This window comes from Marinobacter sp. DS40M6 (assembly GCF_028581595.1).
GTDB classification, from domain to species: domain Bacteria; phylum Pseudomonadota; class Gammaproteobacteria; order Pseudomonadales; family Oleiphilaceae; genus Marinobacter; species Marinobacter salarius.
Genome location: NZ_JAFCAE010000011.1, coordinates 1 through 18,172, shown reverse-complemented (window position 1 = coordinate 18,172; position 18,172 = coordinate 1). Strand labels below are relative to the sequence as shown.

The window sequence follows — 18,172 nt, the reverse complement described above, 5'->3', positions numbered from 1 at the left end:
ACGGAGCCAGGGATTTCTTCAATCGTCACGGATTGGATTGGTCAGAGTTCATGAAGAACGGGTTACCGGAAGAAGTATTTATGAACACAGGTGATGCAATGGCTATCCGCCTGGTTGAGTTTGCAAAGGAGCGGAGACATGGGTAGCGGTAAAGGTGGTTCGGTAACGGTCGGTTACCACTACTACATGAATGTTCATTTCTCCCTGGCACACGGTGGTGTTGATGAACTTCTTGAAATCCGAGTGGGGGACCGCACGGCATGGAGAGGTAACATTACTGGTGCCGGGTCCGCCATGGTCAACCAACCCAATCTGTTCGGCGGGGAAAAGCGAGAAGGTGGTGTACTGGGTGTTGTTGACTTCATGCCAGGTGACACATCACAACCGCTGAATCCATCACTACAAAGGGCTGTCATCAGGGCGACAGGGGCGACGGCGGTACCGGCCTATCGTGGGTTGAGTACTGTGTTCTTTAAAGGACTCGACGGTGTTGATCTTACAGGTACCCCGTGGGATGAAGCTGACAAGGGAACCGTAGACCCGAGTAGTGAATTACCCCCAACGACCGGGTTCAAAGACCTTCTTCAGTACGCATCCAGCCTCTTGAGTTGGAAATCGCTGGTCAGAGGATCATTCCTTTGGTCTGCAATGAACCCTTATTTCAAGACACCCGCTTTCCTGGTCAGGCGTGTATGGAAGGGTTGGTACCCTGAGAAAGCCAAAATCGGTGCTGATGTGAACCCCGTTCATATCATCTATGAGTCACTGATCAACAAGACCTGGGGACTCGGGTACCCTACTATCGACATCGATGACGCCAACTTCAGAGCCGCCGCGGATGTTCTTTACAACGAAGGATTCGGTCTGTCACTGAAGTGGACGAAACAGGTACGCATCAGCGAGTTCATCGATCTGATCAAGGAACACATCAACGCGAACGTGGTTGAAGACCGGGAAACGGGTAAGTTCCGGATTATCCTGGTGCGGGATAATTACGACCCACAGAACCTGTTCGAACTGAATGAGTCGAACTGTACACTTGAGGATTTCCAACGGAAGACATTCGGTGAGACGGTCAACGAGGTGACGGTTGCTTACACCCGCCCGGAAGACGGGGAGACCGACACTGTGACAGTCCAGGACCTGGCGAACTTCTCGAACACGGGGCAGATCAGTTCCCAGAAGAAGGAATACCCTGGTATTCGGGATGCAAACCTGGCATTCAAAGTTGCGCTCAGGGACCTGAATACACTGTCGAAACCGGTTGCCAAATGTACCATTACCTGCAATCGATCGATCCTCGGTCACTACCCTGGTGATGTGGTGAAGATCAACTGGCCCAGACTTGGGTTGAATGGTGTTGTACTGAGGATCGGCAAGATGAACCTCGGTAACGCCCAGAGTGGACAGATTCAGATTGAGGCAGTGGAGGACATGTTTGGACTCCCGCAGTCTGCCTATATGGACCGTCAACCGATTGGATGGGTAGACCCGAGTCAGGATACTGAACCCGTAGATAACCAAAAGCTCTACGAGTTGAGCTATTACGAGCTCTATACCGGTACCGACTCGTCAGATCGCTTGGACTGGCCTTCAGATGTTGGTTTCGTCGCTGTATCGGGACAGGCCCCGAATTCAGATGCGGACTCAATGAGCCTGTTGGACACCACAACAGAACAGGTAGTAGCCGGTGGTGAACTCACCCCGGTCATTACGCTGACAGCAGATTGCACCCACATGCAATCCACTCTGCAGGTGGACACGTCGAACATTGATCCCCTTGAACTCCTTGATGGCGGATTGGCCTGGTTGGGTAACGAGCTCATTGAGATCACAGGGTTCGACACATCCAACGAAACCATCACGGTTAACCGAGGGCTGATTGACACCGTGCCGGACGAACACGCTCCCGGTGATCGCATCTGGGTTTACGGACAGAACACCTATGTGCTAGACCCAACGGTGAGAGTCGAGGGTGAGGTTGTCGATTACAAGTTACTGACGGAAACCTCGAAAGGACAGTTGGATGAAAACCAGGCTCCGGTTGTCAGTTATACCTTGGTCAACAGGGTCCAACGACCGTACCCGGCCGGCAATCTGAAAATACTGGATGACTACTTCCCACAAGCCGTCAACGGTGAAGACGGTGTTCTCAATCTCACATGGGCTCACCGTGACAGGACCCAACAACTCGCTCCTTCCCCCGTGCTGTTCACAGATGGTGATGTGGGCGACGGTACCGGTCGGGCTTACGAGGTTGAGGTGCAGAATGAGGATGGTGATACTGTCATCAATTCATCCCTCGGTACCGTCACATCGTTTGATTATGCTTCGGAGGCGGCGGATTTAAACAAACCGGTTAACCCCGCAGGTGCCTTGTACAGACGAACAACCGTTCTCTCCGATCAGGGTAAACCCTTGTTTATTGGAGGCGAACTGCAGGGTATTCCCTATGTCTACCGACCGATCCAGTTTGACTCGGTAACGGGTTATATTGAAGCGGTGAGAGAGTATACAACTACCACGGGACAGGTTCTCCGGGCATCCGGTAGTTGGGTTGCGGATCGACACCCATTCAATATTTCCGCCAGGGCTTTCAATCTGGGACAGGACTTCTATTCCAACGATTTCCGCCTGGGTGAGACTTCCGGAACCAATGATTACTGGACGGTGTACGCCGGTCAACCAGGTGTGTTCCTGAAGCTCGAACCCGACGGTGGGAAAAGTGAAGTAACTCTACCGTGGAAGGACACCGAGGAAGTTAAAGGAACATTCACCGTGAACAACCAGGTGGTCAGTTTCTCCCAGACTTCTTCCACTGTCGCAAGGTCAACCCTTCCACCTTTCGCCCCGGGAACAGTGATTTCCCCATTGGGAGACTCGACAGGGGATGACATTTTCGATGTCACGATTACCGACACCCATGTGGTAGCAACAACCTGGGGTAGGATTATTTCAACACCGATTGGGTCGGAGGGTGCTACATGGTCGGTGCTTCACAGTGGTGTCTCAGGGGAAGCCCTCAAGACTCTGGACCACGGACCAGGGGGAATCGTATCAGCCGGCGTTGATAATGGCATCGGTAAGGTCTGGTTGAGCACAGATGGTGGTAGCAACTGGACTGAGATCGCATCCGGTAAAGGATTCAATAACGCCTTCTGGTTCGGTACCCGGTTGTTTGCCATTGGGGAATCGTTCATTGATTACAGTGACGATGACGGATCAACGTGGAGCTCTGCCACGATCAACGGAACCGAGACCCCGGCATTCCATTCACCCATGAAAAACATGACCTCCCTGGCCATCCTCGGCGGCAAAGGTGACGACCCCAGTGATCAATACGGAGGCACGGTCTACACGTCTTCAGACAATGGTTTGACCTGGGACCGCTCACTGGGTGTTCCAACCGGTTCAGCCCTGTTCACAGGTGCTCAGAGTAGCAGTGACTGGATTGTATTCGGTCGCAAGGATGTGAGTCAGGACGCTCACGTTTGGATTATTGTCAGCACGGATGGGGGAGCAACGTGGACCGAACTGACAGACTTGTACGATGGATTCCTTGGTGCGGTCAGTGATTGTTGTGTGGTGAACGGGCACTGGTTTGGTGTTTTCACCAACGCTTTCAGTCAGAGTAAATTCCTGACCGCCCCGGTCGGTTCCACTGATAAGTTTGATTTCGACGAAGCAGGTGGCAACCTGAACTATCTGGCAACGCTGTTGGAGTCTTACAACGATTCCATTTTGGCGTTGGGGACTGTGGACGACAGTGGTTACCAGGACCTGACCAGCAATACAACGTCTTACCAGGACTGGTTCCGGACATCTTCCGACATGTCAACCTGGTCGTCGGCAACGACAACCCCGGTGTCACCCCTAGATACGTTTGCAACCTATCAGTTGAGGAACGGGTTTGATCTCGGGAACCCAACGGGACACCTCGCATTTGCCAACGGGTACTACTACACAGGACACAAAGGAGCCCGAATCTACCGGTCGTCTGATCTTGTGAACTGGGAAATCTGTGATACACCCAGAATGCGACTCAGCCGTTTTACCTTCGAACATGTCAGGGTAATCCTGTCGGATGGTCAGAACGTTGTCGCACTGGTGTTCACGGACGTGCAGGGTGGAGACGGTTACGAAACTTACGATCAGGTAGAAATCTGGTCATCTACTGACGGGTTCACGTTCACGAAGACCTACGGTCATGACTGGGATGTGAATGGTGACCGTACTCATGACCAGGGAATTGTGACCGACACTGGATTCGTGTTCTACGGTCCCCGGGGACTACTGGTGAGTGAGGACGATGGGCAGACCTGGAACCATAGGGTTACACAGAACGTCCCGTTTGCCCTGTTCACCAACGCAACCCTGATATGGATGCAAGGGGACTACGATCTCAGTGGTGTACTCAAGGCCAGTTCTGATTATGCCGTCACTCAAAGTGACGCGAAGCCGGACGATCTGGTGAGCTCTGAGGTAGTGACGCCTCCGACTACTTATAGACTCAACGACCAGTTGAGGGTTAAATTGGACGTTGTTGAAAACGGAATGAGTGGTTACCAGGCACACGACCATGAATTCAAACGGGTCGGTTACGGTTATCGATACGGTGAATATTACGGGGGAACTCTTTAATGCCACTTCAAGAACCGAAAATGGGTCTGTACCACTCCTGGGCACTCGGTGAATCAGGATGGAACGAACAGAACGACTACAACATTCTGACACTGGCGGCGTTGGCTCAGTTGACCTGTATTACCAGGGGTGTGAGTACACCACCTGTCTCACCATCCAACGGTGACACTTACATTGTGGGACCAGCCCCCACGGGAGCATGGGAAAACAGCGCCGGTTACATCGCGGTATACCGTGGTGATATGGACGCATGGCAACTTTACCAACCGCGTGACGGATGGCGTTGCCGAGTTGTTGATGAGGACGCCGATGTGTTCTTCAACTCTGGTGTGTGGGATTACGGACCTACTGAAACCCTCGCCCGTCCCTCAGTCAACAACCAGACCGGCACCAGCTACACCTTGGTTCTGACTGACGACAACACAGTGGTTCGTTGCAGCAACAGTTCACCCTTCCAGTTGACGGTGCCGCTGAACAGTAATGTGGCGTTCCCGGCCGGAACCATTATCCAGGTTCGACAGGTCGGCGCGGGACAGGTGACTCTGGTACCGGAGGCTGGTGTATCTATCCTGACGCCGGAAACCCTGAAGACACGGAAACAGGGGAGCACTATTGCCATCATGAAGGTGGATGATGACACCTGGGATGCCACGGGTGACCTTGAGGTGGTCCCATGAGTCTTCTTGTAACCAGCGCCGTGTCGAGTTCGTTGGCTGGTGTGGCTCTGCCGCCGCCTCCACAGGTGATCCTGGCAATGCCGCCGACGTTCGATAATGGTTACTCATTCACTGCAGCCGTAGATAACGCCGGCGACGTTCACGCCTGGGGTAGTAACTTCCACGGACAACTGGATATACCAAGCGGCATGGGACCGGTTAAGGCGTTGGCTACCGGTTACTACCATGTGATCGCTCTGCAGGAAGACGGGACCTTGAGCGCCTGGGGGAACAACAGCAACGGGCAGACGAATATCCCGGCAGGTATTGGTCCTGCCAAAGCGGTAGCAGCCGGGAACTATCACACTGTTGTTCTGCTTGAGGACGGCAGTCTGGTTGGCATGGGAATCTCCGTTCCCACGGTGGACAACGCTGTTTACGTGACCGCCTGGGGTGAACACGGGCTTGCACTGCTTTCGAATGGCACCATTCTGGCGTTCGGATCGAACAGTGAGGGACAACTGAACATCCCCGTCGGTCTAAACGAAGTTGTCGGACTGGGTTGTGGACGTGAATTCAGTTACGCAATCAAACCCGACAACACATTGGTGGGGTGGGGGAGTAACAGCAATGGGCAGTTGAATGTCCCGGTAGACCTCACCGGTGTTATTGGGGTAGGGGGTGGTCGCTGGCACACCACTGCGTTACTCGATGATGGTTCGGTGGAGTCGTGGGGTGACAACAGTTATAACGTGGTGAATAACACTCCGACACTGACAAACGTTGTTGGTATCGCCTGTGCGGGGTACTCAACACTGGCATTGTTGTCAGACGGAACCATGGTGGGTTGGGGTGACAATCGCAATAGTAAGTTCGACTTTCCACCAGGTTTTGTGGTTAAGATACCCTCTTGATACAACTAAAAGTGGTCAAAACATAATATGATTGTTATGATTGGCGAAAAATGGATTTCGGTTGTGGGGAGTATATCCGTGAATGCTGGTGACGTTTGGCAGTTTGTCGGCTTCGCAGTAGGTCTTCTGGTTTTCGGTATTGGCATTGTCAAGGTTCTGGATAAGAAGGCAGAAAGCCGTCAGGACCGAATGGAGGAACGACACTCCCAGGAAATGCGAAGACTCGAAGGTGGATTGGATGACCTCCGGGACCGCATGAAAGAAGGGCATGAACAGCTTCATGGTCGGGTCAACGAGGTGAAGGAACGATACGTCACCCAGGACACCCATGATAAGGACATCGCCCTGATGCGGGAATCACTGGCCCAGTTCCGCGGTGAGATCAAGCAGGACCTGACAAACGGAATTGCGACCTTCAACGAAGGCATTAATGCCATGCGTCGGGATTTTACGGGGTACCTGATGAAGTTGGTTTCGAGTCCGAAAGACGGCGATTAACAGGAGGCCATCATGGCGCACCTCCAACTGGTACGATTCAACGACGGTCCTGATCTCCCCTCTAAAGTAGCCGGCATGTTCGGCACTCTTTCTCTCCCCTCCGGAAAATCCATATTCACTGTCGAACGAGCATGGGTGGGTAACAAACCCTACGTGTCTTGTATCCCCGACGGTGTTTACACCCTCCGTAAACGTCGGTCCAACGTGGTTGAAGACACCACCGGTGGGAAGTACCTGGAAGGATGGGAAGTCACTGATGTCACCGGTCGCACCTACATCATGATTCACCCTGGCAACTGGCCCCATAACTTCAAGGGTTGTATTGGTCCCGGTTTGACTTACGGACTGGTGGTGGATGCACAGGGGACCTACCGGTTGGGTGTTGGTCGTAGCATGGACGCCTTTGAAATCCTGATGGACGAGCTCAACGGTGAAGAAGAACACACCCTTGAGATCATCCCGAAACTGAGGGAATACCCGTGAATGAACATGTGATTTTCCTCACTGTGATGTTACTGGGACACCTGGCACACATTCTCAAGACGGTCGTTCAGCTTCGAGAGACCGATAAGAAGGAAACCATTCAGTCCTACATTGGGGATCGCCCCTACAAAACGGCGCTCGCAATCTGTGGTTCCCTGGTGGGATACATCATGTTGGCAGACACTGGGCAACTTACGTTGGTTGCTGCAATGGGGGTCGGGTACATGGCCGACTCGGTGTTCGAAGTCACTGCTAACAAGACAAGGACACAACTCTGATGCCTAATAACCAGGCGCACGATCCAAGGGTGGTAGACCCGCTTGATAGAGTGGCTTCGGCTGTTGGGTTGAGTGTGGCTGCGTTGGAGTCATCTGAACAGGTAACGATTCTTGAACAAAGCAATTTCGATTCTGGAAGCGCCCCAAACAACTGGTTTGTGTCTACAAAATCTGGGGGTTCCATTGACTTCTCTGGGGGTTTTGCAAGAGGTCAGTACCCGATAACAGCAGGGAATCCCGATTCTCATGTCAACATCTCAGTACCAATACCTTACGGAGTTAGAAAACTATACACATCCTTTTGGGCCAGGATGCCGGGGAACATGGGTGGTTGTAAGTTTTACAAGGTACAAGGTATCGATGATGACCCTGCTGGCGTAGCTAACGTCACGTTTGGTACAAAGAACAACACTGGAATTATGTCAGATGTGAGCTACGGAGATGGTTCCACGACGGGTAATGACACACAGAATACCTTTGAATTTACTGGTAGTGGACACAGCATTGGTCGCAACTCGGATGCAGTAATACTAACGCCGCAAGGTCGGAACTGGACTGAAGTTGATTGGGGAACTGATTGGCATTTCTTCAGAACAATATGTGGATACAACTCCGGTAATTCCGCCGCGACAGAAAAACCAGATGGTGAATTCTATGTTGAAATAGACGGATTGGTGTTTCTTCATGCCACAAAATTATTTAACAGGCACTACGATAACGGTCCTATCGAGAAGGTTGTATTCTTTAACGCCGCTCAGAATGACAACAATCCGTTCACTGTTGACTTTGATGACATTAAAATAGCAACAGGGGGATTCGCACAATGAGTCTTGTAAAAGGCACAGGCGGCTTTCTGGATATCGCTGCGAACCTCATTCCTGATGGCACCTACACGATTGCGGTATGGTACAAGACCGCCAACGCTGCCGGCTTTGAGAGTTTTTTCTACTACGCTAACACAGCCTCCAATACCGTTAGAATTGACAACTGGGGCGGGAAGATTCGCCACCGAGTTGATCAGGCATTCGGTTCCGGTGCAGAAGAAGATGCCGGTTCTGTAGCCAATACTTGGCAGTGCGTTATTGGTTCAATGTCGGTATCAGACGGTGTACCACGTTTGGTAACCGATTCCGCCGCCGTAGATGCCGGGGGTGGTACTGGGGCATTTCAAACACCAGCGTCACCGGCTCTTCGCATTTTTGGCCGCCTTGATGGTGGTAACCAGCCGGCCAATGGTGGCAAGTTTGGGATGGCTGCCATTTACCCGGCAAAGGTTGATGCGACCGATGAGGCCCATATTGTAGGCGGCGGAAACCCAGACCTGTTGCCGTCAGAGACATCACCTATCGCACTTTGGATTGATGTTGCCGGGTTGGCTGTTGACGGTAGTGACAATGTTACGTCATGGACCGACCAGGTGGGCGGCCTAGTACTTACGCCGTCTGGTACGGTGACTGCAGACACGGATTTTGCGCCGGTCACATATCCGACTGATACTCCCACAATTTCCAACGTGGACGGCGACAACGCCGTAAACCAGGGTCAACTGGTCAACATCAACGTTACTGATTTCACAGAGTCGATCACATCCGGTGACATCGGTGGTGTGGCGTTCCCGAGCATTCCTGACAACGATCCAGCGGATGATGTGATCCAAGTTCGTATGCCGGTAACCCTGGCTGCGGGCACCTATGACGTGACGATCTCCGGTGCCACTGAAACGGACACGATCTCCGGTGTGACCTACGCGATCACGCACCAGTACACAGCGCCATACGCGCCGGTTGACAGTAACAGTTTGTTTGCTGGTCAGTCGCTCACAGAGGACAGTTACTTCCGGATTGTGACACCCCCAGCGAACGGTACGATCGATGCTGCTACGGCCGAGGCGGACAGTCTCTGGGGTAACGACGTCGATGATATCTACACCCCGGATGAGGGTTTCACGGGTGATGACACGGTAACGCTTGAGATTCTTTACGCGGACGGTACGACGGCTCAGTGGACAGCTACGATCACTGTTGAAGAACAGATAGACACCGATCCCGACGCCTTCACGGTTGATCCCCTGACTAACCAGGCCCTCGACCAGTGGGTTGAGTTCGATCCGATCCTGGTGAGCGGCATTGACCCCGGTGAACAGATTGCCGTTGTTGTCTCCGGTACGTATGTTCAGTACGCCGTGGATTCCGGCTCTGGCTATGGCGGGTTCAGCGCTACCAGTACCAATGTGCAAGCCGGCGACCTGGTTAAGCCGAGGATCAGGACCATTGACGACTTCTCGTCGGAGGCAACCGGTTCAATCTCAATCGGTAGCGAGTCATCCAGCCTTTCTGCTACTACCAGGGCAGCGGTGCTCCCTGTACTGGACACCCCGGTACCGAACCTCAACCTTGGCGAGGAAGATGTTGTATCGCTGGACCTGGATGATTATTTCTCTGGTGCTTCGTCCTACAGCCTCAGCGGGATTCCGGCCGGCTCTGGATTATCGTTTACCGGTTCCGTTCTGTCCGGCGAGACGAACAAGAATGATGTTGAGGCTTCACCGTACAACCTGACGGCAACCGCCTTCAGTGCCGACGGCAGCATTCAGGATGTGTTCGAGGTTACGGTCGTGGACGACATTGCCCCGACTATCTCTATCGGTGCGATCAACACCATGGATACCACACCAACGGCTTCCGGTAGTGCAGGGGACTCCGATAGTCTGACTCTCGATCTGGATGGCGTCGATGTTACCCACACATCAAGCTACAACATCACCCCATCGGGTGGGTCGTGGTCTCAACAGTTCCCCGAACTGGCTATCGGCACCTACAACATGACGCTGACCGGTGTTGATACTGCCGGGAATGAGACCGTGGAAACGGCGACACTGCAGATCGTGGAACCGTCCACCTCGCCCTCGTCGAAACTACTGCGGCAGTTACTTCGTGGTTCACTACGATCCAGTCTCAAATTGAGCTAACATACAACTAACAGTAGAGGTAACAATCATGTCTGGTAACTTTCACGAAACCAATGTCTTCGATGATATCACTGAGAACGGGACTTACCCGGCCCCGGGTGATCCTCCATTCCAACTGTCCGGAGAAGTGATTCTGGGTTTCTACGGGAACTTCGGTGCCGCCACGGTGAAGTTCATCTTTGAAACCGAGCGCCCGGACAACACCCTTGAGGCGCTACCGGAACATTCGGATTGGGTATTCAGCACCAAACCTGGTCCCGAGCGGTTCAAGTTCTCGAAGACCCTGCCCTTCAGGATGGTGGTATCTGGTGCCGACGGGTCTACTGACTTCGGTCTGAACATTCACAACCTGTGAGGTTGATATGGCTCTGGGTGGCATTGTTGCAGGTGAAGCGTTGAAACGAGTGCCCTGGAAGTGGGTGGGTATCCTTGTGGTTGTCGCCGGCGTTGGGTTTTACGTGTACCACCTGAAGCTGACGGTGGCCAATCTTGAAACCACGGTGGCGAAGCACGAAACAACCATTGAACGTAAGGATGGAGAGATCAGGGACCTGAAGGGCTCTGTCGCCAGCCAGAACAACGCAGTGGAACAATGGCGTCTGATTGCCCAGTCGAAGCAAGATCAGGCTGCTGACGCACTCAGGGAAGCCGAGCAACAGTCTGAACGGGCAGACGAGATGATCGAACGCCTGCAGTCTTCCGGAGCCCAGACCTGCAAGGAAGGTATCAACCTGATCGATGAGGCACTAGGGTTATGAAATATCTGATTGCGTTGCTCACTGTTGCACTGGTGTCTGGTTGTGGGAGCAACCCTGTGCGCGTCGAGACGGTCGAAGTGAGTGTGCCGGTACCCGTGCCTTGCGTTGACCGGAAGAAAGTGCCTGACCAGGTGCCTGGTGCAGAAGGAGAGGTGAGAAAGGGGTCATCACCAGGTGAGAAAATAAAAGCCGTCCTCGTTGAGAGAGAACGGCTCAGGAAGTCAGACACGAAACTACGTGCCCTGATTCAAGGCTGCTTGCTATAACCCTTCCAGCGGGTCGAAGTCTTCCTCGATCCCTCCCATGCTCTCAATCAGAGCGTCGAACAGGACCCGGAACGTCCCGGTCATCAAGAACAGTGTCGTCCTGGCATACGACAGGCCGGCGTCAATATCCTCGTCTTCCGGTTCAAAGTTCAATACGTCTTCCTGGAACTGGTCGAGGAACTTGATCTTCTTCACCCGGAAATCTTCGGTGAGAGTGAAAGCAACATCGTCTTCCATGGCCAACCGGAGGCTGGATACCGACATCGCGGAATCGGTGATGTGGTTCGTCACTTCCTCACTGGTCAGGTCCATGTCCTTGAAGTTGGCCTTCTCACCGTCGATACCAACCATGGTGCATTCTTCACCGAGGTCGAATTTACTGGTCAACCTACTGAACTCTGCATGCGGGTCCAGGGCACCAGTGAGCTCGAACCCAACGCTGTTCTCCAACGCCGGCGCACGGACAGGCAGGCTCCCCAGAGTACGTCGTAGGAACGAGGCGAATTCCTCGGCACCTTTGAAGCTGGACGCCTCGACGATGAGCCACTGCTTCTTCAGGTCGATGTACCCAACGGTGTAGGTGGAGTCGATGAGCGCGTGAGGTAGGTGTTCCAGAATCACTGTCTCCCGGATTTCCTCCTTCTCTTTTTTACGGACCTTACGTCCCTGTTCCCGCTCGATACCACTGGTGATGTCCTCGACCTTCCGTTTGATTGCTGACTCTTTCAGCACCTTCTTGTCACTGCGAAGTCGCAGAAACAAACATTCATTGGTGTCGAACACCATGTATTCATCACCCGGTAAAGCCGGAACCCACCCGGTACGACCGATCTCCTGTGATCCGACAGGTTTGAACAATTCTTCCCACAGTTCAGATTCGAGATCGCCCTGACTGATGAACCACTCTTTGGTGAACGTAAAGATCACCGCGTTCTTAAACATCATAGTTGATCACCCTTTCATTGGTTGTAAATCCAGACGCACTGATCCTACGGGTACGTCCAACGGTAGCGGCCGTGTATCAGACGACCATTGGAAAGTCGGTACTCCATGTCATCCGACTTCTTTGCGATGAACCCGGTGCGTACTGCCGGCACCAGTGCTTCACCTACTTCAATCAACAGCGGACACGACACAGGAGGGAGTAAATCACTGCTGTTCAGCCAGACGCTTACGCATTGCCTTGTTCTGACGTTGCCGCTTGCGAGTCTACCGGATGGCTTCAACTCTCTCCGGTGAATAGCGATTGAGGTGATCGCTGATGATCTTTCTAACAATGTGTGGTTGTTCATTCAGGTCCTCCCATATCTCCCGGGGTTTGTAACCCATGTGCCGCATTAGGAGCACAATAGTTTTCAAATGGCTTGTTCGTCGTGCCATGCCTTCTCCTGGTTTCGAGTCCACCTAACCGACCGCGAACCTGTCGATCCATGTAAGGTGTTTCTACAGCTTCCTCTACCGTCCACCCCTTGTTGAATCGACACCTTATGGTTGTATCATCGAGCGAAGCTAATGCCGCCAACTCCTTGATCGAGTAGCGTTGACCCTTGTATGTGTACAGTTTCGGTGGTCTTCCTGATGAAGGATTGTCCAGGGTCATCCGTCGCTGATGATCACGTTGAACCGGTGACTTGTGACCTTGCCACGGGAACGTGAATTCCCTGCGATGACAGAATGCTTTCAGTCGGTACGCCGGTATATCGAAGAACTCTGCGGCGTCTGCCCAGGACAATCCTGATTCAGCTATCCGTTGGATTTCTGAAACCCAACACCGTCCGTTATCCTGCTCCCATTGTTTCAGAATTTCCGGCACTGTCTTCATGGTTGATTTCGGCACCTTTAGTTGTATCTTCGTTTGACAGGTGGAGTGCTTTAAAGCCCACCCATGACGTTTGTATCCCCTGATCCCTGTAGAATTCAGAATGCTGACAGTCCCTAGTGAAGTCTGCGTTTGGGAAATACTGCTGCACCATGCTTTCAAAATCGTCTCTGATGTCCATAACTCTCCCTTCGATTTATCTTACAAACCCGTACCATGTGAAAAGCTCAGTGGCTCCCTTGTCCGTGTAGACCCTGATTTTCGCCCACTCAGTAGGACTCTCAGGATAGTTCACGTCGATAACACTGTACTCGGTGCCGGATTTCGCGTAGAAACAGTAACCTTCTTCTACCAGGTAACCCATTCCCCGGGTGTCGTTACGCTTCTTCGCCTCATTGGCCTGCTCTAAGTGAGTGAGGGAGACGCACACCGGTGTGCTGTCTGCAAATACACCCGCCATGGTCGTCATGGGCAACGACATTGCTACCGCCAATATTACGTTTTTCATCCTGCACCTCCTTGCTGTTCACACCACTGTATATAATTACAGATCAGTCAACGTGTCAACCGCAAGTACACAACCAATTGTAAACATTAATTAAACGCCAGCCCCATCCTCCACCGGCTTATCGTCCCGGAACCGCACGAAACGCGGGTGTCTGAGGGAACCGTCGGGGGTCTTTTCGTGGTATTCTATTTCCATCATTCGGTTTTCCATTTCCTTGAAGCTCTGGGTAACCCAGATCGCTCGACGTTCCTCATCACTGAATCCGGACCCGACCCGTACTTCCACACCATCGAGGTCCACGATGACAGCGCCGAGCATGCCCTGGTACTTACCGGTGCCTTCCTCGAAGCCGACAATGGGAGCATCGACGGTCTGCTGGTCCTTGATCTTGAGCCAGTTACGGGACCGCTTGCAGTGGTATTCACCATCGGTCGGCTTGACGATCACACCCTCACCACCTTCCGCACGGACACCGTTGTAGTATTCCATGATCTCGTCATGGTTACCGGCGTACCACACTGGTGCCTTCTTCACATGGGTGTGATTAATGTCCTCGATCCAGATGGACAGTGCCATCCTTCTTTCGGTGTAGGGTGAGGGGTCGTGACCCTTCTTGAAGTGCAACGTTCGGAGCATATCGAACGCCATGAATCGAACGTGGCGAAAATCCAACTTACTTCGCACTGCACCTGTTTCGTAGAAGTTACCACCCGGTGTTGTCAATTCCCCATCGATCACCATGCCCGACATCGGCGTGAGTAGGGCGTTACGGTCCACGAAAATCCACTTGTGAATCTCATCCGCCAACCATTGCACCGCGGAGTACGGTTTCCCGGTGCGAGAGACGAACTGACCACCCGAGTGTTCCAGGATGAGTAGTGCCCGCATGCCGTCATACTTGGGTTCCACGGCGACCGGCCACTGTTTGATGTGGCGTTCTTCGTATTTGTGAGCAAGCTGGCAGTCGAACGAGGGGATCATCCCGGGTTCAACACTGTTGATCGTCTTCGCTGTCACACCACACCGGAGGTCTTTGGTGAGAATGCGCTTCAGGAGCTCACGGGATTCGTTGTTCAGTCGAAACATTTCTTCAAGCACTTCATGGATAGCGTCACCACCGGTGAACCGTCGAGAAGCCAGGTGTTCCAGTAGCACCCATGTGTTTTCATCGAAATGCCAGTTCAACGTCGCACGTTCCTGTGGCATCGGTACCTTGTTGATCCCGTAGGTAGTGAATGGGTCCAACGCGAACTTGACGACACGACTGAAGGTTGTATCTGTGAGCAAGTCTTTGAGTCGCCCCTTCTTCTGAGTCGGCGTCATATCCGCCAGGTTGTCCAGTTCTATCAATACGTCTGTTGTGTTCACTACTTCTCTCCTGTCTATGTCCGGATGTGTGCTGAACTTTAGAACGTGAAACTTTTATTGTCAACTAATGGTTGTAAATAAAATCGCGTTGGACTAGAGTGGGAATCATTGAGGAACAGTCAGGTGCTTTGAAGTATTGGGACACACCCTTGTTTCTCTTGTTACAACCACTGGTAGAAGGAACAACCAATGAGCGACAGGAAACCTAGATTGGAACGCCGGCTGCAGTTGAATACCAGGAGACGGGTGGATTGGATGCTCTATCAGGGCTGGACCATCCGGAGCCATTGTCCACTGCAGCTTCAGAAGGGTCGCCAGATAGCCACTATCGAAGGCGAGAAAGTGAATTACGAGAACGTGGGAGCGAAGGTATGAAACACATTGGGCGAGGTAAGTTGACCATCAACGGTGTTGAGGTTGGTACCTGTGAAGACGTATCGGTTCAAACAGAGGACCGGACGCGGGAGTGCCGGGAGATCGATATGGAGTTGACCATGCAGAACATGTCCAGGTTCTTCGGTGGTCTGACCAATCCTGTGACATTCAGTGCAGAGAGTGAATCGGAATCTCCTGTCAGTGCTGCCTATCTGCTTCAGCAAATGCGGGAAGTTCAGGAGTGCCTGGATCAGGAATATCTGACTCAGGTTGCAATTCGGAGAACACTGGAAATCCGCCAGGTGGTAAGAGTTCTCAACCCGAACGTCGATGACAGAACGCTCGACCGGATCAACCAGCACACGGTGATACTGGTGCCAGATCACATGGTGCAACCCGGGCAACAATTACGGGATTTCGTCCGGGCATCACCATTGCTGGATGGTGAGATCGTCCTGGTATTCGACGCCAGAAGAATGTTGTTCCACCCAGGCAGTCCCTCGGTGATGTGATGCACCTGGTTGCGGATGTAATTGTGGTGACAGTGGTCCTGACGTTAATCGTGCTGGCGGGACTGGTGTTGAACTACGAACTGAATACCAGAGATAAGGATTGAGTGATGGAGTATCGAGTTGTTGGTTTTGTGACCATAAGCATGTCAACCATGGTTGAGGCGGACAGCAAGGAAGAAGCGTTAGAGATTGCTTCCGGGCGGGACAACTGTCAACTACTAGGTGCCGAGCGAATGGGTGAATCTGAAAACGAGGTTTGGGTTCACTCCGGGGAAATCGACGGTTGTGTGGAAGACATTGGTATAGCGGAGGATTGAGTGATGGAACAGGTTTTAGAAACAGCCGCCGCGAAACTAGGTGACCGGTTGCTAACAGAACAGAGTGTATTCCTGACACAGGAAACACTTAAAGGTCTGGTTCGCACGGTGATTCATTCGGTCCTGAATAACGACGGACGTGATGGGCTCCATGTTGGATGGACTGGTTGGTATACACGGAAGGGTGGTGAACGTTGGTTCTGGTGCCAGATTATCGCGTTCGACAACGGTGAACCGGTGATCAAGACGATGACAGGCAACTATCACCGGAGACCCACACTTCGTTTTGAATTCAACAAGAAACCGGAGGGTTACAGGGGATGAGTGATCTGAAGTGGCAGACGGTAGAACAACTGCAGGGTAGCAAGGAACGGTGTGAACGCAGGATAGCCGAACTCAGTTCAAAACTGGCAGGACAGCAGGAGCGGCTGAAGTGGATCAACCACTACCTGTATCTCAGGACCCCACAGGAACTGACCATGCGGGAGATCGAACACCGCCTGGGTCACAAAGTGATTATTAAGGAGTGAATGATGGACATTGTTGAGTTGGACAAAAGAGGTGGGTTCGTGATTGCGGATGAAATTCTGTGGGTGGAAGCAAGCAGGAACCCTTCATGTTGCAAAATCCACCTGAAGAACGGTGTGACATTAACCGCCTATGTGTCTCCGACGCAGATTCGTAGTCAGTTGCAGAAGGAGCAGACCAATGAACCGACGTAAGTTTGAACGATTCGCAGAGAAACAGGGGCTCCCATTGGAACGCCTGTATAATGACACTCGGTATATGTCGATGGAAACAGAGTGGGCCTGGCGCGGGTATTGCGAGAAGGCGGAAGAAACCCGGATTGCGTCCAGCACTGTGAACCATCTTTGCAATCGAGCGAAGCCATTCATGACGCGCCGTAACCTCGGTCGGTTCAGACAGGTGATCAAAGATACCGTTCTCACTGATGGTCTAGTGCCGTTTGACGGGACTGAAGCGGATTACCCAACCAAAGGGAGTCGCTGGTGCCGTGCTGATAATACCTTTGATCCGTCGAAGGGTGAGTACAACGGGTACACGGTCGAGGGTGTGACGAACACAGAACACCTTCATGAAAACCACGAACCCCAGGTGGTATACCGAGGTGACAACGGGTTCCTATGGTCATTACCGATCACTCGTTGGCCGGGAAATCTCCAACCTGAACAGGAGAACACCAATGAAAATTATCAGTAAGATCACCACCGTATTCAAACGCTGGCGGAAACGCCTCGACGACATTCAATATCAGGATGGCTACGACTGGGCACGGAAGACGTACTTCGACGGTCGGTTGCCGATCAAGGAACTTCTGGATGCCGCCATTCCCATCACCTGTGCGTTCGACCGTGGTGTGTTACAGGCGGTCATCAATATTGAACGGGACAATGAAGCGAAGAAACAGGTGAACCTGAATGGGGAGCCGGTGGGTGTGCCGTTCTTCATTCATCCGAGCAACCTACCTCCGGCCAGGAGTGAGGAAGAAGAACTGTACTATATTGAACCTCATGTGGAACGTCTGAACCAGTTGCAGAGAAGAAGGGAGTTTCTGAATGAACTGTCAGTTAAGGTGAATGACGGTAGAATTGGAATGAAATAGCTCAAACTAGAACAAACGATAATTTCCCAGTGTACCATCAGTGTACCACTGGCTTCCGACCTACCTGAAAACCCTTGTGACTACTGACCTCACGTTCTCTGTGGAATCTATCCATCATCGGGGCCACAGAGAACGTTCTATCCAATACTTTCATGTACTTACCTGCATTTCTGGTGCTCTGACGTTC

Annotated in this window: 21 protein-coding genes; 17 read left to right on the top strand and 4 right to left on the bottom strand. The window is 52.4% G+C overall.

Going from position 1 to position 18,172, the window contains the following annotated elements; translation table 11 throughout:
• Positions 1–138: 138 nt before the first annotated feature.
• The 10 genes from JJO78_RS20265 (at position 139) to JJO78_RS20220 (ending at position 11,196) form a co-directional block, all read left to right on the top strand.
• Positions 139–4,641 carry a phage tail protein gene (locus tag JJO78_RS20265; RefSeq protein ID WP_273624587.1) on the top strand — a complete coding sequence of 1,501 codons (4,503 nt, stop codon included), beginning with the start codon at positions 139–141 and terminating at the stop codon, positions 4,639–4,641.
• The gene (locus tag JJO78_RS20260; protein ID WP_273624585.1) at positions 4,641–5,318 is read left to right on the top strand and encodes a DUF2793 domain-containing protein; all 678 of its coding nucleotides are present in this window, start codon (positions 4,641–4,643) and stop codon (positions 5,316–5,318) included. The genes JJO78_RS20265 and JJO78_RS20260 overlap by 1 nt, the downstream gene beginning before the upstream one ends.
• Positions 5,315–6,211, top strand: coding sequence for an RCC1 domain-containing protein (locus JJO78_RS20255; protein WP_273624584.1), 897 nt, complete (start codon positions 5,315–5,317; stop codon positions 6,209–6,211). Before JJO78_RS20260 ends, JJO78_RS20255 begins: the two co-directional genes overlap by 4 nt.
• Positions 6,212–6,289: 78 nt before the next feature.
• Complete coding sequence (locus tag JJO78_RS20250) at positions 6,290–6,709, top strand: hypothetical protein (RefSeq protein ID WP_273624582.1); 420 nt, start codon at positions 6,290–6,292, stop codon at positions 6,707–6,709.
• Between the two features lie 12 nt (positions 6,710–6,721).
• A complete protein-coding gene (locus JJO78_RS20245) occupies positions 6,722–7,192 on the top strand; it encodes a DUF5675 family protein (protein ID WP_273624580.1) in 471 nt (156 codons plus the stop codon).
• A complete protein-coding gene (locus JJO78_RS20240) occupies positions 7,189–7,470 on the top strand; it encodes a hypothetical protein (RefSeq protein WP_273624579.1) in 282 nt (93 codons plus the stop codon). Before JJO78_RS20245 ends, JJO78_RS20240 begins: the two co-directional genes overlap by 4 nt.
• A complete protein-coding gene (locus tag JJO78_RS20235; protein ID WP_273624577.1) occupies positions 7,470–8,297 on the top strand; it encodes a hypothetical protein in 828 nt (275 codons plus the stop codon). Before JJO78_RS20240 ends, JJO78_RS20235 begins: the two co-directional genes overlap by 1 nt.
• On the top strand, positions 8,294–10,438 hold the full coding sequence (locus JJO78_RS20230) for an Ig-like domain-containing protein (protein WP_273624575.1): 2,145 nt from the start codon (positions 8,294–8,296) through the stop codon (positions 10,436–10,438). Before JJO78_RS20235 ends, JJO78_RS20230 begins: the two co-directional genes overlap by 4 nt.
• Positions 10,439–10,466: 28 nt before the next feature.
• Complete coding sequence (locus JJO78_RS20225) at positions 10,467–10,793, top strand: hypothetical protein (protein ID WP_273624574.1); 327 nt, start codon at positions 10,467–10,469, stop codon at positions 10,791–10,793.
• Between the two features lie 7 nt (positions 10,794–10,800).
• On the top strand, positions 10,801–11,196 hold the full coding sequence (locus tag JJO78_RS20220) for a hypothetical protein (protein WP_273624573.1): 396 nt from the start codon (positions 10,801–10,803) through the stop codon (positions 11,194–11,196).
• A 260-nt stretch (positions 11,197–11,456) separates the two neighbouring features.
• Here JJO78_RS20220 and JJO78_RS20215 read toward each other — a convergent pair whose 3' ends face one another.
• The 4 genes from JJO78_RS20215 to JJO78_RS20200 all read right to left on the bottom strand — a co-directional run bounded on the left by JJO78_RS20215 (position 11,457) and on the right by JJO78_RS20200 (position 15,157).
• Positions 11,457–12,407, bottom strand: a complete 951-nt coding sequence (locus JJO78_RS20215) for a recombination-associated protein RdgC (RefSeq protein WP_273624571.1) — start codon at positions 12,405–12,407, stop codon at positions 11,457–11,459.
• 833 nt (positions 12,408–13,240) lie between these two features.
• Positions 13,241–13,462, bottom strand: a complete 222-nt coding sequence (locus JJO78_RS20210) for a hypothetical protein (RefSeq protein WP_273624570.1) — start codon at positions 13,460–13,462, stop codon at positions 13,241–13,243.
• 15 nt (positions 13,463–13,477) lie between these two features.
• Positions 13,478–13,789: a hypothetical protein gene (locus tag JJO78_RS20205; RefSeq protein WP_273624568.1), complete on the bottom strand. Its 312-nt coding sequence runs from the start codon at positions 13,787–13,789 to the stop codon at positions 13,478–13,480.
• A gap of 90 nt (positions 13,790–13,879) precedes the next feature.
• Positions 13,880–15,157 (bottom strand): ATP-dependent DNA ligase, encoded by a 1,278-nt coding sequence (locus JJO78_RS20200; protein WP_273624566.1) that lies wholly within the window; start codon positions 15,155–15,157, stop codon positions 13,880–13,882.
• Positions 15,158–15,346: 189 nt separating this feature from the next.
• Between JJO78_RS20200 and JJO78_RS20195 the strand changes: the two genes are divergently transcribed.
• The 7 genes from JJO78_RS20195 to JJO78_RS20165 all read left to right on the top strand — a co-directional run bounded on the left by JJO78_RS20195 (position 15,347) and on the right by JJO78_RS20165 (position 17,985).
• On the top strand, positions 15,347–15,532 hold the full coding sequence (locus tag JJO78_RS20195) for a hypothetical protein (RefSeq protein WP_273624564.1): 186 nt from the start codon (positions 15,347–15,349) through the stop codon (positions 15,530–15,532).
• Positions 15,529–16,044, top strand: coding sequence for a hypothetical protein (locus JJO78_RS20190; RefSeq protein WP_273624562.1), 516 nt, complete (start codon positions 15,529–15,531; stop codon positions 16,042–16,044). Before JJO78_RS20195 ends, JJO78_RS20190 begins: the two co-directional genes overlap by 4 nt.
• A gap of 107 nt (positions 16,045–16,151) precedes the next feature.
• The gene (locus JJO78_RS20185; protein ID WP_273624560.1) at positions 16,152–16,361 is read left to right on the top strand and encodes a hypothetical protein; all 210 of its coding nucleotides are present in this window, start codon (positions 16,152–16,154) and stop codon (positions 16,359–16,361) included.
• Entirely contained in the window at positions 16,362–16,685 is a 324-nt protein-coding gene (locus tag JJO78_RS20180) for a hypothetical protein (protein WP_273624558.1), read from the top strand.
• Positions 16,682–16,891, top strand: coding sequence for a hypothetical protein (locus JJO78_RS20175; RefSeq protein WP_273624557.1), 210 nt, complete (start codon positions 16,682–16,684; stop codon positions 16,889–16,891). Before JJO78_RS20180 ends, JJO78_RS20175 begins: the two co-directional genes overlap by 4 nt.
• Positions 16,892–17,083 (top strand): hypothetical protein, encoded by a 192-nt coding sequence (locus JJO78_RS20170; protein ID WP_273624556.1) that lies wholly within the window; start codon positions 16,892–16,894, stop codon positions 17,081–17,083. It begins immediately after the preceding gene.
• Between the two features lie 482 nt (positions 17,084–17,565).
• On the top strand, positions 17,566–17,985 hold the full coding sequence (locus tag JJO78_RS20165; RefSeq protein ID WP_273624555.1) for a hypothetical protein: 420 nt from the start codon (positions 17,566–17,568) through the stop codon (positions 17,983–17,985).
• The last annotated feature ends 187 nt before the right edge of the window (positions 17,986–18,172 follow it).

Coding starts and splice junctions, on each gene's coding strand:
- JJO78_RS20260 (WP_273624585.1), top strand. CDS start 4,641: ATGCCACTTCAAGAACCGAAAATGGGTCTGTACCACTCCTGGGCACTC.
- JJO78_RS20225 (WP_273624574.1), top strand. CDS start 10,467: ATGTCTGGTAACTTTCACGAAACCAATGTCTTCGATGATATCACTGAG.
- JJO78_RS20185 (WP_273624560.1), top strand. CDS start 16,152: ATGGAGTATCGAGTTGTTGGTTTTGTGACCATAAGCATGTCAACCATG.
- JJO78_RS20215 (WP_273624571.1), bottom strand. CDS start 12,407: ATGATGTTTAAGAACGCGGTGATCTTTACGTTCACCAAAGAGTGGTTC.
- JJO78_RS20190 (WP_273624562.1), top strand. CDS start 15,529: ATGAAACACATTGGGCGAGGTAAGTTGACCATCAACGGTGTTGAGGTT.
- JJO78_RS20165 (WP_273624555.1), top strand. CDS start 17,566: ATGAAAATTATCAGTAAGATCACCACCGTATTCAAACGCTGGCGGAAA.
- JJO78_RS20235 (WP_273624577.1), top strand. CDS start 7,470: ATGCCTAATAACCAGGCGCACGATCCAAGGGTGGTAGACCCGCTTGAT.
- JJO78_RS20170 (WP_273624556.1), top strand. CDS start 16,892: ATGATGGACATTGTTGAGTTGGACAAAAGAGGTGGGTTCGTGATTGCG.
- JJO78_RS20265 (WP_273624587.1), top strand. CDS start 139: ATGGGTAGCGGTAAAGGTGGTTCGGTAACGGTCGGTTACCACTACTAC.
- JJO78_RS20220 (WP_273624573.1), top strand. CDS start 10,801: ATGGCTCTGGGTGGCATTGTTGCAGGTGAAGCGTTGAAACGAGTGCCC.
- JJO78_RS20255 (WP_273624584.1), top strand. CDS start 5,315: ATGAGTCTTCTTGTAACCAGCGCCGTGTCGAGTTCGTTGGCTGGTGTG.
- JJO78_RS20245 (WP_273624580.1), top strand. CDS start 6,722: ATGGCGCACCTCCAACTGGTACGATTCAACGACGGTCCTGATCTCCCC.
- JJO78_RS20205 (WP_273624568.1), bottom strand. CDS start 13,789: ATGAAAAACGTAATATTGGCGGTAGCAATGTCGTTGCCCATGACGACC.
- JJO78_RS20175 (WP_273624557.1), top strand. CDS start 16,682: ATGAGTGATCTGAAGTGGCAGACGGTAGAACAACTGCAGGGTAGCAAG.
- JJO78_RS20195 (WP_273624564.1), top strand. CDS start 15,347: ATGAGCGACAGGAAACCTAGATTGGAACGCCGGCTGCAGTTGAATACC.
- JJO78_RS20210 (WP_273624570.1), bottom strand. CDS start 13,462: ATGGACATCAGAGACGATTTTGAAAGCATGGTGCAGCAGTATTTCCCA.
- JJO78_RS20230 (WP_273624575.1), top strand. CDS start 8,294: ATGAGTCTTGTAAAAGGCACAGGCGGCTTTCTGGATATCGCTGCGAAC.